Origin of the sequence: Haliscomenobacter sp., from assembly GCF_040403615.1 — a bacterium.
Classification (GTDB): domain Bacteria; phylum Bacteroidota; class Bacteroidia; order Chitinophagales; family Saprospiraceae; genus Haliscomenobacter.
In genome coordinates, this window is the sequence record NZ_JBBAKG010000052.1 from 19259 (window position 1) to 32387 (window position 13129).

General features: G+C 47.5%; 14 protein-coding genes. 2 read left to right on the forward strand and 12 right to left on the reverse strand.

Features of this window, described 5'->3' with window-relative positions; all coding sequences use genetic code 11:
- The 10 genes from ABW391_RS16910 to lgt form a co-directional block, all read right to left on the reverse strand.
- A partial coding sequence (locus ABW391_RS16910; protein ID WP_353483078.1) for an ATP-dependent helicase occupies positions 1–1122 on the reverse strand: 1122 nt, incomplete at its 3' end.
- A gap of 212 nt (positions 1123–1334) precedes the next feature.
- Positions 1335–2786: a hypothetical protein gene (locus tag ABW391_RS16915; protein WP_353483079.1), complete on the reverse strand. Its 1452-nt coding sequence runs from the start codon at positions 2784–2786 to the stop codon at positions 1335–1337.
- Between the two features lie 4 nt (positions 2787–2790).
- The gene (locus tag ABW391_RS16920) at positions 2791–3627 is read right to left on the reverse strand and encodes a hypothetical protein (RefSeq protein WP_353483080.1); all 837 of its coding nucleotides are present in this window, start codon (positions 3625–3627) and stop codon (positions 2791–2793) included.
- Positions 3617–4186, reverse strand: coding sequence for an RNA polymerase sigma factor (locus tag ABW391_RS16925; RefSeq protein ID WP_353483081.1), 570 nt, complete (start codon positions 4184–4186; stop codon positions 3617–3619). Before ABW391_RS16925 ends, ABW391_RS16920 begins: the two co-directional genes overlap by 11 nt.
- A 175-nt stretch (positions 4187–4361) precedes the next feature.
- Entirely contained in the window at positions 4362–5423 is a 1062-nt protein-coding gene (locus ABW391_RS16930; protein ID WP_353483082.1) for a PDDEXK nuclease domain-containing protein, read from the reverse strand.
- 221 nt (positions 5424–5644) lie between these two features.
- A complete protein-coding gene (locus ABW391_RS16935) occupies positions 5645–6364 on the reverse strand; it encodes a sulfite exporter TauE/SafE family protein (RefSeq protein ID WP_353483083.1) in 720 nt (239 codons plus the stop codon).
- An 81-nt stretch (positions 6365–6445) separates the two neighbouring features.
- Complete coding sequence (locus tag ABW391_RS16940) at positions 6446–7870, reverse strand: ADP-ribosylglycohydrolase family protein (RefSeq protein ID WP_502916332.1); 1425 nt, start codon at positions 7868–7870, stop codon at positions 6446–6448.
- Positions 7871–7926: 56 nt separating this feature from the next.
- Positions 7927–8613, reverse strand: a complete 687-nt coding sequence (locus ABW391_RS16945; RefSeq protein ID WP_353483084.1) for a response regulator transcription factor — start codon at positions 8611–8613, stop codon at positions 7927–7929.
- Positions 8588–9910 (reverse strand): sensor histidine kinase, encoded by a 1323-nt coding sequence (locus tag ABW391_RS16950; protein ID WP_353483085.1) that lies wholly within the window; start codon positions 9908–9910, stop codon positions 8588–8590. Before ABW391_RS16950 ends, ABW391_RS16945 begins: the two co-directional genes overlap by 26 nt.
- Positions 9911–9968: 58 nt before the next feature.
- Positions 9969–10775 (reverse strand): prolipoprotein diacylglyceryl transferase, encoded by an 807-nt coding sequence (gene lgt / locus ABW391_RS16955; RefSeq protein WP_353483086.1) that lies wholly within the window; start codon positions 10773–10775, stop codon positions 9969–9971.
- Between the two features lie 148 nt (positions 10776–10923).
- Between lgt and ABW391_RS16960 the strand changes: the two genes are divergently transcribed.
- Together ABW391_RS16960 and ABW391_RS16965 are read left to right on the forward strand one after the other, a co-directional pair.
- Positions 10924–11412, forward strand: coding sequence for an RNA polymerase sigma factor (locus ABW391_RS16960; RefSeq protein WP_353483087.1), 489 nt, complete (start codon positions 10924–10926; stop codon positions 11410–11412).
- Between the two features lie 6 nt (positions 11413–11418).
- Positions 11419–12042 carry a hypothetical protein gene (locus ABW391_RS16965; RefSeq protein WP_353483088.1) on the forward strand — a complete coding sequence of 208 codons (624 nt, stop codon included), beginning with the start codon at positions 11419–11421 and terminating at the stop codon, positions 12040–12042.
- A gap of 8 nt (positions 12043–12050) precedes the next feature.
- On the opposite strand, the gene madM is transcribed toward ABW391_RS16965, so the two are convergent.
- The gene (gene madM, locus ABW391_RS16970) at positions 12051–12809 is read right to left on the reverse strand and encodes a malonate transporter subunit MadM (RefSeq protein ID WP_353483089.1); all 759 of its coding nucleotides are present in this window, start codon (positions 12807–12809) and stop codon (positions 12051–12053) included.
- A partial coding sequence (madL, locus tag ABW391_RS16975) for a malonate transporter subunit MadL (protein ID WP_353483090.1) occupies positions 12810–13129 on the reverse strand: 320 nt, incomplete at its 5' end.

Below are 13129 nucleotides of genomic sequence, written 5' to 3' on the forward strand. Positions count from 1 at the left end.
TGCCGCTTTGAGGTTTTTGTTGAGTTCCAAAGCCTGCAACTGGCTGATTACGCGCAGTTGGTTGTGCTGGATGAGATGGCCCGCACTGTCCAAAAAGGATTGAACCGAGCGGTAATTTTCGGTCAGCACCACCGTTTGCAGGTCTTGCTGGTATTTGGTATAAAAATCGGTGAGGTTCTTGAGGCGGGCGCCTTGGAATTCAAAAATAGATTGATCGTCGTCGCCAACGATAAACACGTTGGGGGTGTCCCAATAGTTGATCAGTTGCAGGAGGATCTCGTTTTGGGAACCATTGGTGTCTTGGTACTCATCTACCAACAGGTAAAGGTATTGCTCCTGGTAACTGCGCAAGAGGTATTCGTGGGTCTCAAAGGCGCGCAGTACCCACAAAATCATGTCCTGGTAATCGTAACGCCGGGCCTCCTGCTTGGCTGCTTCATAGCGAGGGTAAAGTTCGGCAGCGGCCCGCAAGCGCTGCATGCGTTGTTGCTCTTCCTTGATTTTGGCCTCTTTGAGGTCGCCTTTGCGCTGTGCGCCCTGGTTGCGCTGGTAGCGAAATTCAGGACGCTCGGGCAAGCTGTTGAGCCAATTGTCAATTTGTTGGATGACGTATGTGGCAGTCCAGTTTTCCATTTTGCAGCGCTGGAAAAAATCATGGAGGTGGGTTTCGTAAAAGTATACGTCACTTTGGCCACGTTTGAGCGGATGCTCTACGTCCAGCTCATCCAATAAGCTGCGAATGAGGTCTACCCGCTCCAAATCTCCCAATGGCTCCAGATCCTGGCGACCAAACAGTTCCAGGTTGTCTTGGATGATGGCGTTGCAAAAAGAATGGAACGTATACAGGTGCACCCGGTGCCCATCAGGACCAATTAGCTGGAGCAAGCGCTCGCGCATGGCCGTTACGCCGGCATCGGTGAAGGTAAGGCAGAGAATGTTTTGGGGCTGGGTATCGGTTTCGAGCAGAATTTTGCCGATCCGCGAGGCCAGGATGTGCGTTTTTCCGGTGCCTGGCCCGGCTATGACCATCACGGGGCCTTCAATCTGCTCTACGGCACTGCGTTGAGCGGAATTGAGTTTTTCCAACTCCTGAAGGAAGGATTCCGTGTAAGTAGCACGCATGTAGAAAGGATGAATGAGGAATGAGGAACAATGAACGTATGCATTCATTGTTCCAACGGCAAGTTAAGGTTTTTGATGGCTTTTGGAAAATCTTGATTTTGATAGAGAAAGGAAAATACAAACAACCTGATTGCTATTTATATTTTAAAATAGATCAATGTTTAAGGTATTCTCTTCATTGCACAACAAAACGACTGAACCATAAAAATGCCCTATTGCTCTTCAACCTGCACCAGCTTCACGGCATCTTCCAGTTTGAGTTTGCCGGAATCGTAGTCGCGGATTAGGGATTGGGGAAGTGAATACGAAAGCTTTTTGGTGCCATCTCCCGCAGCAATGCTCCACAGGCGATCGTTTTCGCCCACCGAAACGTCTACTTTTAAAATTTCGCCAGGCTGCAAGTCTTTCAAGATGCGGCTGTATTCCAACAATTGCCGAGGAAACTCCGCTTTGAAAGCGTTGAATTCTTCAACTTGCTCTTGCTTTGAATTGACCCGGTTTTGGGACTTTACCCGGTACGTATTGGTTAAGCCATTGGGTTGCACTTCGATGAGGGTATCCAGAAAACCGGATAGAAAATTCATTTTAAAGCTGTACCCAAAACCACCAATGGCCTCCGACTCAACCGCACCAAATTGCACCAGATTCTGAGATACTTCGGTGGAGTAGAGGCGCTCGAGAATGGCAGAGAAGACTTCGAGTTCGGGGTTTGAGGTACGCGGCGTTGCACAACGGGTGATCGAATATTGAATGCGTTCATCAAAATTCTCCGGGGTTATTTTTCCTGCACGCAACTCCAGCATGTCTTGCTTGGTGATGCGGGCACTCAATTCACAATTCCTCTTGTTTTGGTATACGCCCCAGAAATCTTCTTTGATGGACCAGGTTACCCAAATTTTTTCGTCTGGTTTTATTTTACCCAAAAGGATGGTGTATTCCGCCAGGAACTTTGCGAGTACTTTTTTCATCCGGGGGATTTTTGAGGCAAAAACGCTGTCCTGTTTTTTGCTGCTGTTCCCGTTGTCATTGTCATTAATGACGATTGCTCCATCGGTAGTAATACCACTAAGCGCCCCATTTAAATATTCGAGCGAAATTGAATCTCCAATTAGATTTAAAGATCCCAAAACTGCTTCATTTCCAAGTAAAGGAATTAGGCTGTTTGTTGCATCTGCTGGTTTTTCAATTGTTTTTCCCTTTGATTTAGGAGACTTGGCCTGTTTTTTTTCGGTCAATTCAGCTACTCCTCTTACTTCAGCCAAGGCTGGAAATTGCCCAGAGAAAGTACCGGTTAGCCCATACCGCCCCACCGAAAAGGCTTGATTGTTGAGTCCCAAGAGCATCGGTTCGCTGTAGAATGGATTGTGCTGTTCAATTGAAATCAACACCCCACTGCCAGCAATGTATTCTCCCTGAACCCGCTCCAGGTTGATGGCCGTATCGCCATTGTTGAATTCTTGTTGAATGAGTTTTGTCAAAATTCCTGTCACCACGCTGATGTCTTTGTCCATCGGTGTTAGCGGGACATTTTGGGCATTAATGCGCGCTGGAAAAGTGCTGCCAATAGTCACCGGGCGGGTAGCGGGTAAACCAGTAGTCGATTTCTGTGCTACGACTGCCACACAGATTCCTAAAATCAATCCAAGCAATACATATTTTTTCATGGCCTTAGTTGTTGGTTTGGTTGATAAAAACGCGGTTGAATTTTTCCTGTTCCTGTTTTTGGTAATGCACCTGAGCATACACTTTGCCGAATTCATCTTTGATTCGTTCCAGGTCTTTTTCCCGTTTCACGTTCCAATCGATGAATCCCTGTTGTACTACCCACTTGAGTTTTTCCTGTTGCAGGGAGTGAGCGTCTTGCATGGCCACCACCAGTTTGCCCAGGTTGTCGGCTTGGGAGGCGGCCACCAAGGCAGTAAGTTCACTTTGCTGTTTTTGATTGAGCGCGGTGAGTTCGGTTTGCAGTCGGGTGATCAGTTGTAGTCGTTGCAAGTCGTTGGTTTTGCGCAGGTTGACTTCGGCTAGGGCAATGCTTTGCTCCAGCTGGTCGTAGTGGTGCGATAACTCGGTGCGCACCAGGTCTTGAATGGCCTGCGTGTCTGCCGAAGTAAGCAGCCCTTGCGTTGGCAAAGCTGTTTGTATAGACGGAGGTGCAATGGCCTGGTTAAAAGCAATCGTAACCTGGCCGTGATCGAAGCGCAATTGGATTTTGGCGAGGCCGAACCCCAGCAAAACCAATGCTACGGAGGCTGCTGCCCAGTAAGACCAGCTCAAAATCCGCATTTTCGGCGGATTGGCTGCGGGCATCGGCATGAACAAGGGCATCGGCGGCGCTTCTGGCATTTGCAGACTTTGCAGGGTATTGCGTACCTCTTGCAATCCGTCCAATTCCTCGGCCAATTCGGGATGTTCCTGCAAAAAAGCCTCGGCTTGTGCAGGGTCGGAAGCACCTTCGCCATAAAGGAGATCCATCAATTGGATGATGTCTGCTTCATTCTTCATAGTACATCTCTTTGATTGAGCGCTGTTGCGTCAGAATTTGCTTTAAGTTTTTTAAGCCCACGTAAAGGCGCGACTTGGCGGTGTTTTCAGAAATTTGCAGCAGTTCGGCAATCTCCCTAAACTTCAATCCGTCCAACTCTTTGAGGATGACAATGGTGCGTTGGTCTTCGGGCAAACGCTCTACGGCATCCATCAGCAGGCGGTTGCGCTCGGCCAGTTGCAGATCGCGATCGGGCATTTGGGCCAATGGCTGACGGGCTTCCGAAAGATTGAGTTCCGATAGCCGCGAGCGTTGCTTTTTGCGGCCTTCCATGTGGCAACAATTGATCACGGTGCGGTACAGCCAGCTCACGAATTTTTCGCTTTGCTGGAGTTGATCCAGGTGCTGGTACACCGACATAAAGGCGTGCTGCACTGCCTCACGCGCCATGTGCTCGTCTGAGACATAACGCATGGCCATTTGGTACGCCCGGCGGTACCAATTGCGAAAGAGCAGGTTCAGCGCGTGCTGATCGCCTTCTCTGGCTTTGCGCAATAATAGTTCGGTTTGCTGCTCCAAAGGATCGGGTTTTCAATTGTGTTACCCTAAGGATGAAGGTGGAGGTGAAAAAGTTTGAGCGGTTAAAATATTTTTTTTTACAGCTCAAAATGCGAAGGTAATATTGACTATAATGTAAATGGATTCAAGTAGTTATATTAACGTGAGTTTGGAGATTTATAGGTGCTCAATTTACTCATTCTCCTTTATCGTTTAATTGTTCAGGATGTTCGTTTTCAAACGCTTCAATCCACTCTTCCAATTTTTGCTGCAACAATTTCTTTTCCGGTAAGTACATGCTGTATTCCGTAGCGTAAATATTGACTTCCTTAGGTAAAGTAAGTTCTACCAGTGCATTGTTTTTCTTCTTGCAAAGCAAAATACCAATTGTAGGTTTTTCAAAAGCTTGTTTCTCATACCGGTCAAAATAGTTGACATACATCTGCATCTGACCAAGGTCTTGATGGGTGAGCTTATCTATTTTAAGATCAATGAGAACGTAACATTGCAGCAAGCGATTATAAAAGACAAGATCTACAAAGAAATGTTGTTCGTCAAAACTAAAGCGTTTTTGACGGGCTTCAAACAGAAAGCCTTTGCCTAGCTCCAATAAAAAGTGCTGTATTTTAGACAGGATAGCCTGCTCCATATCCGTTTCAGTGTAAGTAAATTGCTCTTCCAGACCTAAAAATTCCAAGGTTAGCGGATTTTTTAGGATGTCGGTAGGTTTTTCAATGCGTTGCCCATGTGTAGAGAGCTTCATCACTTCGTCTTTGTCGCGGCTGAGTGCAAGGCGTTCATAAAGGCTCGAATGATATTGGCGTTCTAAAGTGGTCAAACTCCAGTTGGACTCCAAACATTCTATCTCGTAAAAATTGCGTTCGTCTGGATTTTTGATGCGCATCAGTACAAGATAATGTGACCAAGAGAGCTGAAAACGCAATTTTTTCAATTCAGCAGACAGTGTCTGCTGAATTGAAAATACCTCGTAAAACTTTCTCATCTGTCGCAGATTGGCTTCGGAAAAGCCCTTTCCAAATCGTCTAGTCAAGTGTTCCGAAAGATTTTTTAGTATCTTTTTTCCGTACTCGGCTTTTTGCTTTCCAGATTGCTTATCCTCTACAATCATTTTGCCTATCTCGAAGTAGGTATGAACCATAGCAAGGTTGGCCGAAGAAGCAACTGTTTTACGTGCCTGTTCAATCAGATCAGCTATTTTTTGATAAAGTTCTTGTTGTGATTCCAGTTCAAATTTCATACCCAACCCTTCCAATTGTTTTTGATTTCAGCCTACAATTCTGCGGATTCAGCGAATGCCCGGGAACTAAAGTAAACTTTTGACAGACTCTTTATTGATTTTGCTTCTTACAACATTCACAAGAACAAAAGAAATTGTGGCCATTGGTTTGTTTTGTTGTAAATAAAGAACATTTTGATGGAAAAAACAATAGTAAGTTGATATTGAAGAGAATTAAAAAATCACAAAAACAACAGCACCATCGCCACCAGGCACAACCCAATGGTCATGCGGCGAAAAAAACGATCTGAGAAACGGTGTGCCAACCAGATGCCCGCTGCTGAGCCTAAGAGAATGACCGGGGCAAGGAGCAAATTGATCTTAACGGTATCCAGGGTAATGGTGCCCCAAAAGAAAATCTGAAACGGCAATTTGATCAAATTGACCGTGAAAATAAACCAGGCTGCGGTACCAATAAAAGTTTGCTTGGGCAATTGCATGGCCAGAAAGAAAACGGTGGTAGCCGCCCCGGCCAAATTGCCAAACATGGTGGTGATGCCTGCTAAAACCCCCATCAATGCAGCAAACCACCATTGATTCGGAATGGTGGTGATGCCTCGGTAATCCCGGTAAATCATGAAACCCACACTGCCCGCAAAGATGACGCCCATGATGCGTTTGAACACCAGGTCATCGATCTCTTGCCCCAGCCAGGTACCGATTATCACCCCGAGGATTGTCCAGGGCAAGAGCTTCCAGTAATACGGCCATTCGGCATTTTTGCGGTAATAAATCACTGCGGCACAATCGGCAATGATGAGCATGGGAAGGAGCATTCCGGAAGAAAATTTTCCACCAAAATACCAGGCCACCAGTGGTACGGTAGCGGTGCCCAGGTTGGTGATGCCCCCTTTGGCCATGCCAGTGCACAGCGCAGCCAGCGTCAAAACAGCCCATTGCATGGGGCTAAGCGATTGAATTGAAAATTCCATTGCAGTAAAAGTCGGAAGTATTTGGGGCAATGGGCGCAATCCGCGCAGTTTTTATTTTCCAGGAGGAATGGCTAGACCTACGGATGGAATGTACCATTGGTTTTTTTGCAAATCCACGCCGCCGCCCATTTGCTCCTGCACGGCGCGGTCGGTGATGTATACGCCCCATTTGGCCATTTCTTCAAAAGTATCGATGCCATTGTTGGGGAAACCAACGCGGGTGCGGTGGATGTTGAATTTGTTGGCAAGCTTTCGGCCAAAAGCTTTTTCTACGCCTTCCTTGCCGAGCATAAAACCCAGCAAACCGCCCCAGGTGGCGGTAGGATTGTCGGAATCCCAGCCTGCCAGCGCACCAATTTTGATGGTTTCTTTCAGGTCTCCTTCGCCGTACAACAAGCTAATGATACTCGATGCAAAGTTGATTCCTGCGGCATAACAAGCGTTGCAGTACCTTCCTTGTGCAGTCATCGTGTACCCATCGGCCTGATCGACCTGGTAACGTTGGTACACCTCATCGCGGGTTTGTTCCCAGGGAATTTTGGCCTGGTAACGGCTTTTGACGAAGTCGTACATTTTAGCCGAATAGGAATCATTGGGCAGGCGTTTGCGGGCTGCATCGGCCATCCATTGGGTTTTTTCTTGCAGGGACTTCTTTTCATCCACGGATGATGCCAGGGAATACATGATGACGTAGAATTCGGAAATCCATTCGGCGTTTTCGCGGGCTGTCGTTTGAATCGGCAAGTGTGCCATCTGGAGGGCAACATCAGGCCGTGCTGGTGCATACAGCCCAAAAATCTCGGTGGTGAGCTGGGCATCAATCATCTCAAATTCAGGGTTGTTTTTGGGGTCGCTGGTCGCGGGAGGTACCAGGCCTGTTACCATCAAGTCAAGGGCTTTTTGGTTGGATACCCACAAGAAATTTTCTTCTTCTTGCTTGATGTGCTTGAGCCATCCCGCTTTAATCTGTTCCCCCGTCAAAATGGAGGTTTTTTGGGTATACAACAGGTATTGGTAGATGTACTCGATATCGGTATCGTCATCAGCACCCCAGACGTCACCTTCGTCTCTGAGCACAAAATCCAGGGTCGGCGACCACTTGCTGGCGGTGGTTTTGTCCCAAATATTGGGTTGATCGGGTTTGCCCCAGTCTACACGGGTATAAAAAGCTCCAGTTTTGATGTCCCCGATGTTGCCAATTTTGTCCATTTCGGTCACCAGACCGGTCCAGTTGGCAATGCATTGGGCCAGCCAGAATCCGTAGAGTTTGTTTTGGTAGCTTGAGCGGGAGATGATGCGGTCAGTGAGTTTGGGCGTATAATTTTTATAAGTCAATTCAGGATCTAGCAAGGGGTTGGTTTTGGATTGCGCAGTGTCGTTGTGGGTCATTTTGACTCCACAAGCGGAAAAGCATAAGCACACCAAGAAAAAGCTGATGCCTTGCAAAAACAAATTGATTGAACCGTGACGTTTCATGCTGCGGTATTTAAAAATGGATGTAGGTAAAAAATTTAATCTTGAAAGTACACTCTTCAATCCGGACATACAAACTGAAAACCAATGCCATGCACATTTTCGATGCGAATGTTTTCGTCCTTTTGTAGGTATTTGCGCAAGCGCGAAATGAACACATCGAGGCTGCGCCCCAAAAAGTAGTCGTCTTCGCCCCAAATTTGCTCCAGAATGACCGAACGGCGAATTACTTGCCCCCGATTGCTCATCAGGTAGCGCAGCAGGTCGGCTTCGCGCTGGGTCAGGCGGCGGATTTCGCCGTCTTTGTTCAGGGTCAGGTTGCTGTAATCAAACAAGTACTGCCCGATGCGGATCAACTTGGGCATTTGGGGGCTTACCATATGCCGGCGGCGCAAAAAAATCTCCACTTTCAGCAGCAACTCTTCGATGCTAAAGGGTTTGGTGAGGTAATCGTCGCCACCGATGCGGAGTCCCTCTAGGCGGTCTTCCTTGAGCGATTTGGCGCTCAGAAACAAAATGGGTACTTCCCCATCGTATTTGCGGATCTCTTTGGCCAGGGTAAATCCGTCCACTTCAGGCAGCATCACATCGAGGATGCAAAGATCAAAACGTTGGTTTTGAATCACCTCCATGGCTTCTTTGCCATCCATGCAGCAAGTGATGGTGTAGCCATTCATCTCTAAATTGTCGCGGGTAACAAAGCTCAAACTCGCGTCGTCTTCAACGTACAACAGGTGTGCTTTCATGAGCAGGTGTGTTTTTGGGATGGGTACGGGGAATCACGATGGCCATACAGGTGCCTTGACCCGCATCGCTTTGCAAGCGAATTTTCCAGCCATGCGCCAGACAAATCCGCTGCACATAGTAAAGGCCCAATCCAAAGCCTTTGACGTTGTGCACATTCCCCGTAGGAATGCGGTAAAATTTTTCAAAAATCTTGGCCTGATACTCTTTAGGTATGCCGATGCCAGAGTCTTGAATCTTGAGTTGTAGGCTCAATGGACTCAAGGCTTCCAAGCTAACCATTATCTTGGGTGCTTCGAGGCTGTACTTGATGGCGTTGTCGAGCAAACTGTGCAGGAGGTTGGTCAGGTGAAAGCGATCGCCCCAAACGGGTTCTATCGTTTGATCCAGCTCCAATTCCAGCTTGCCTCCGCGTTCTTGTACCCGTAGGCGCGCACTGCTGGTTACGGTAAGGATCAGGTCACTCATATCTATCCATTCCAGGTGCAGGTCAAAATTGTCTTTTTCAAAACGCGCAATGTCCAACACGCGCTCTACCTGGTGATTGAGGCGGGTATTCTGCTCTTTGATGATGCCCGCGTATTGCAACAGGCGTTGGTCTTTTTGTACTTCGGTATGCTTCAGAAAAACATCGGCGGCAATTTGGATGGTCGAAAGGGGCGTTTTGAACTCGTGGGTCATGTTGTTGATGAAATCCTTCTGCATTTCCGAAAAACGCTTTTGCCGGAAAATGATCCACAAGGAATAAGCGAAAAACAAAACGGTTACAAACAAGATCCCAGTCAAGATCAGTGCGATCTGCATTTTTCCAAACAGAAAATTGCTGCGGTTGGGAAAACGCACCCCGAAATAATAGGTAAAATCTTGATCGGATGGCAAATTGCTGCGATCCTGCACACTCGGTGCATTGTCCTGATTGCCGTAGGTGCAATAATTGCCATACACCATCTGGCGATTGCTGCAATCAAAAACAGCGTATTCAAAATCGATGCGCAATTGCTGGCGCTCCAGTTCTGTTTGCAGGTAAAATTCCAGCGCCGAAGGGTCAATTTCCGTTTCGGTATTGACGATGTAATAATTGGCGCTGCGCTGTTTGATGAGGTTGCGGGCGGGCAGCGAGATGTCGTTCATCTTGGCAATAGACTGCGCCACCCGATACAAAGCGCTGTGTACCCGCTCGTTGAATTCTTCCTCGTTGGTGTTCCAATTGTTGACGACCCAATACGTCTGCAAGGACAGAATCCCGATGATGGCCATCACCCCCAGGAAAAACACGCGGAGAATTTGGACGTCTTTCATATTGGGATTCACTTGTCTTGCACCTCATTGCACCAAAAAATCAGCTGGTCGCTACGCTTTAAACCGCTACTTGCTTCACTGGTCGGAATACAAAATACACCCCGATCAAAATGAAGGGAATACTCAGCAATTGTCCCGTTGACAGTACATTATTGAAAGCGGTCTCAAAACCACCCTGGCTGCTTTTGAAAAACTCCATGATAAAGCGAATGCCCCAAATGAAAATCATAAACAAGCCAAACATGTAGCCCAGTTTGTGTCGTTTTTCGGTACGCCAGTAAATGTTGTACAGCACAATGAAACTGATCAAGTAGCTGATTGATTCGTACAACTGTACGGGGTGACGGGCTAGTCCGTCGGGGCCATCTACCCGTTCAAAAACGAATCCCCAACTTACGGTAGTTGGATTGCCCAGAATTTCGGAGTTCATTAAGTTGCCCAAACGGATGAAACAACCAGCAAGGGCAGTGGGTACGACCACCTTGTCCAGAATCCACAATACCGATTTTTTGGAAACGCGCACTGAAAAAATCCACAAGCAAAGAATCACTCCGATGGCGCCACCATGACTGGCCAAACCGCCCTTCCACACTTGAGGGATTTCAATCAAATGCTGGCTGTAATAGGCCCAATCGTAAAAAAAGACGTGCCCCAGACGTGCGCCCAAAACTGCTCCAACTACGACGTATACAAATGCTTTGTCCAGCCATTCTTCAGGGGCTTTTTCTTCCTGAAACATGCGGCGCACAATGAACAAGCCCAGCAAGAAGCCGGAAGCAAACAAAAGCCCGTACCAACGCAGGGTAATTGGACCGATCGAAACGATTTCTGGAGAAGCATTCCAGTGGATGTAATTCAAGAGCATAAGATCTGGCATTGTGGTTAACAGCGCTCAATTATAGCACAAATCGAGCAAAAAATGGGAACTTGTTGTAATTTTTTGCTTTAATTGACAACTCATTAACTAGTTGTGCAGGTTTAAAAAATATTACAATCTGCCTTTAAAATTTTCTGTGGAAAAAGAATTCGTCCAGCTCGTACAACGGAATGCCGGGATCATTCACAAGGTCATTCAACTTTATGTGGATCACCCTGAGGATCGCCGCGACCTCTACCAGGAGGTGCTGCTACAGGCTTGGAAGTCGTACGCTGGCTTCAAGGGTGAATCGCTTTTTTCGACCTGGCTTTACCGCATCAGCCTGAATACTGTACTGACCTATCGCCGCCGCCAACGCCTGGATTTCAGCGAATTGACTACCCAACACGATGCTGCTATGGAGTCTTCCGCCCCAATGGCTGAAGACGGCGAACTGTTGCTGCTGGCCATCAAACGCCTCAACGAAATCGACCGTCTTATCCTTACATTGCACCTTGATGGATACGAAAACGAAGAAATTGCCCAGGTCACTGGCCTGAGCAAAAACAATACCACGGTGCGTTTGCACCGCGCCAAGCAAGCCGTTATTCAACGCCTGAAAACCTGGACTAAGGCCAAAATTTGAAGGACTATGGATTTACAGCAAGAATGGAATAAATTGCAAGAAACCAATCTGGCAGCGCTGCCACTACCAGCAGAAGATATTCTTGCGGCCTTGCAGCACCGTTCCAGCGCGCCATTGGCCAAGGTGGAGCGCATCGTCTTGATTCGGCTTTACGCAGTATTGGGCTACCTGGTATTGGCTTCAGGATTCATGGCCTACAGTTGGGCTTACCCCGAAAAAAGAGGGATCGCCTGGATTATCCTGGGGTATTACCTTGTTGCGTTGTTGTTTAGTCTTTGGCAACTTTGGTATTTGCGCCAAAAAGCAGTACTCATGGATGGCGATTTGCTGCACACGCTCAAAGGGTATTACGCTTTGGTCAAATTGAACCTGCGGATCGATGCCATTGCCAATTGGTTGGTATACCCCATGTCTTTTGCATTGGGCTTTTTTTATGCAGTAATTGATCCTGGCGAAAGCGTGTGGGGTATTCTCCAGAAACCCGGGTTGTCCATCCCACTTACTTTGGGAATGCTGATCATTACGCCTTTGCTATGGTGGTTGAATCAACGCATCAACCAGCAGGTTTTTGGAAATCTACTGACGCAATTGGAAGATAATATTGCCGATTTAAGCGAAAAGGAATTGTAGAAATCGCTTCAAAAAAACGCCTTTACCAACAGATACAACACCGAAGGACACATCAAACAACCCAAACCAGTATAAAACGTAGCCGTCATGGCACCATAAGGCACCAGTTTGGGGTCGGTAGCCGCCAAACCCGCCGCAGTGCCACTAGTGGTACCCATCAAGCCTCCGTAAATCATGGCAGCCTGAGGGGTGTTTAAGCCAATGAACGGCGCAATTAAGGGCGTTCCGATGGTGACCAAAATGGACTTGACCACTCCCGCAGCGATGCTGATGGCGATGATTTCTGAATTCGCCCCAACTGCAGTACCCGTCACCGGCCCTACTACAAAAGTACAGGCACCAGCCCCGATGGTCGTAACGCTTGCTGCATCATGGTATCCCATGGCTAAGGCAATAACTGTGCCCGCAACAAATGAAAAAACAACCCCCACAAAAAGGGACACAATCCCAGCCAAACCTGTTTTTTTGATGATGCCAAAACTTGCCCCCATCGCGGTGGAAACAATGGCAAAATCGCGAAACATATTGCCGCCCATCAGTTCAAACCCCGACAATTGGGGAATATCCGCAATGCCTTTTTTGCCACCGGTTACCATGCCACCGATGTAGGCCAATACCAATCCGGTAACAATGGCCAAAGCGGAACCAGGTATTTTTTTGTTGGTCAGGGTTTTGGAAAGCCATTCAGAAAAATACATAATGATTCCAGTCACCAAAAAAGCCACGATCAAGCCATTTTTGACCAATACAGTAGTCAAATAATCCATTTATTCGGCTTTTTTGTTGAGTTTAGAAATCAAGGGCATGGTAGCCAGGCAGACCAGTACGGGAATAACCCCAGCCAGCAGTGCCAACAGTCCGCTGGACAAGGCCACGCGCACATTTTGTCCTGCCGACATGGCCACAATGATCGGGATGTACATTTTGCTCCAAAATTGGACGCCATCTTCGATGTCTTGCTGAAACCAGCCCCGTTTTTCCAACCAATTTTGGGCCAAAATAAGCAGCAACATGGCAAAACCTACCCCGCCAACATTGGCATCAATGTGCAGCAAACGCCCTAAGGTTTCGCCCGTGAGTTGCCCGA

What these genes read in the sequence shown, in the direction of transcription:
- ABW391_RS16915 (WP_353483079.1), bottom strand. Translation starts at nt 2,786, where the DNA reads ATGAAAAAATATGTATTGCTTGGATTGATTTTAGGAATCTGTGTGGCA.
- ABW391_RS16920 (WP_353483080.1), bottom strand. Translation starts at nt 3,627, where the DNA reads ATGAAGAATGAAGCAGACATCATCCAATTGATGGATCTCCTTTATGGC.
- ABW391_RS16930 (WP_353483082.1), bottom strand. Translation starts at nt 5,423, where the DNA reads ATGAAATTTGAACTGGAATCACAACAAGAACTTTATCAAAAAATAGCT.
- ABW391_RS16935 (WP_353483083.1), bottom strand. Translation starts at nt 6,364, where the DNA reads ATGCAATGGGCTGTTTTGACGCTGGCTGCGCTGTGCACTGGCATGGCC.
- ABW391_RS16940 (WP_502916332.1), bottom strand. Translation starts at nt 7,870, where the DNA reads ATGAAACGTCACGGTTCAATCAATTTGTTTTTGCAAGGCATCAGCTTT.
- ABW391_RS16945 (WP_353483084.1), bottom strand. Translation starts at nt 8,613, where the DNA reads ATGAAAGCACACCTGTTGTACGTTGAAGACGACGCGAGTTTGAGCTTT.
- ABW391_RS16950 (WP_353483085.1), bottom strand. Translation starts at nt 9,910, where the DNA reads ATGAAAGACGTCCAAATTCTCCGCGTGTTTTTCCTGGGGGTGATGGCC.
- lgt (WP_353483086.1), bottom strand. Translation starts at nt 10,775, where the DNA reads ATGCTCTTGAATTACATCCACTGGAATGCTTCTCCAGAAATCGTTTCG.
- ABW391_RS16965 (WP_353483088.1), top strand. Translation starts at nt 11,419, where the DNA reads ATGGATTTACAGCAAGAATGGAATAAATTGCAAGAAACCAATCTGGCA.
- madM (WP_353483089.1), bottom strand. Translation starts at nt 12,809, where the DNA reads ATGGATTATTTGACTACTGTATTGGTCAAAAATGGCTTGATCGTGGCT.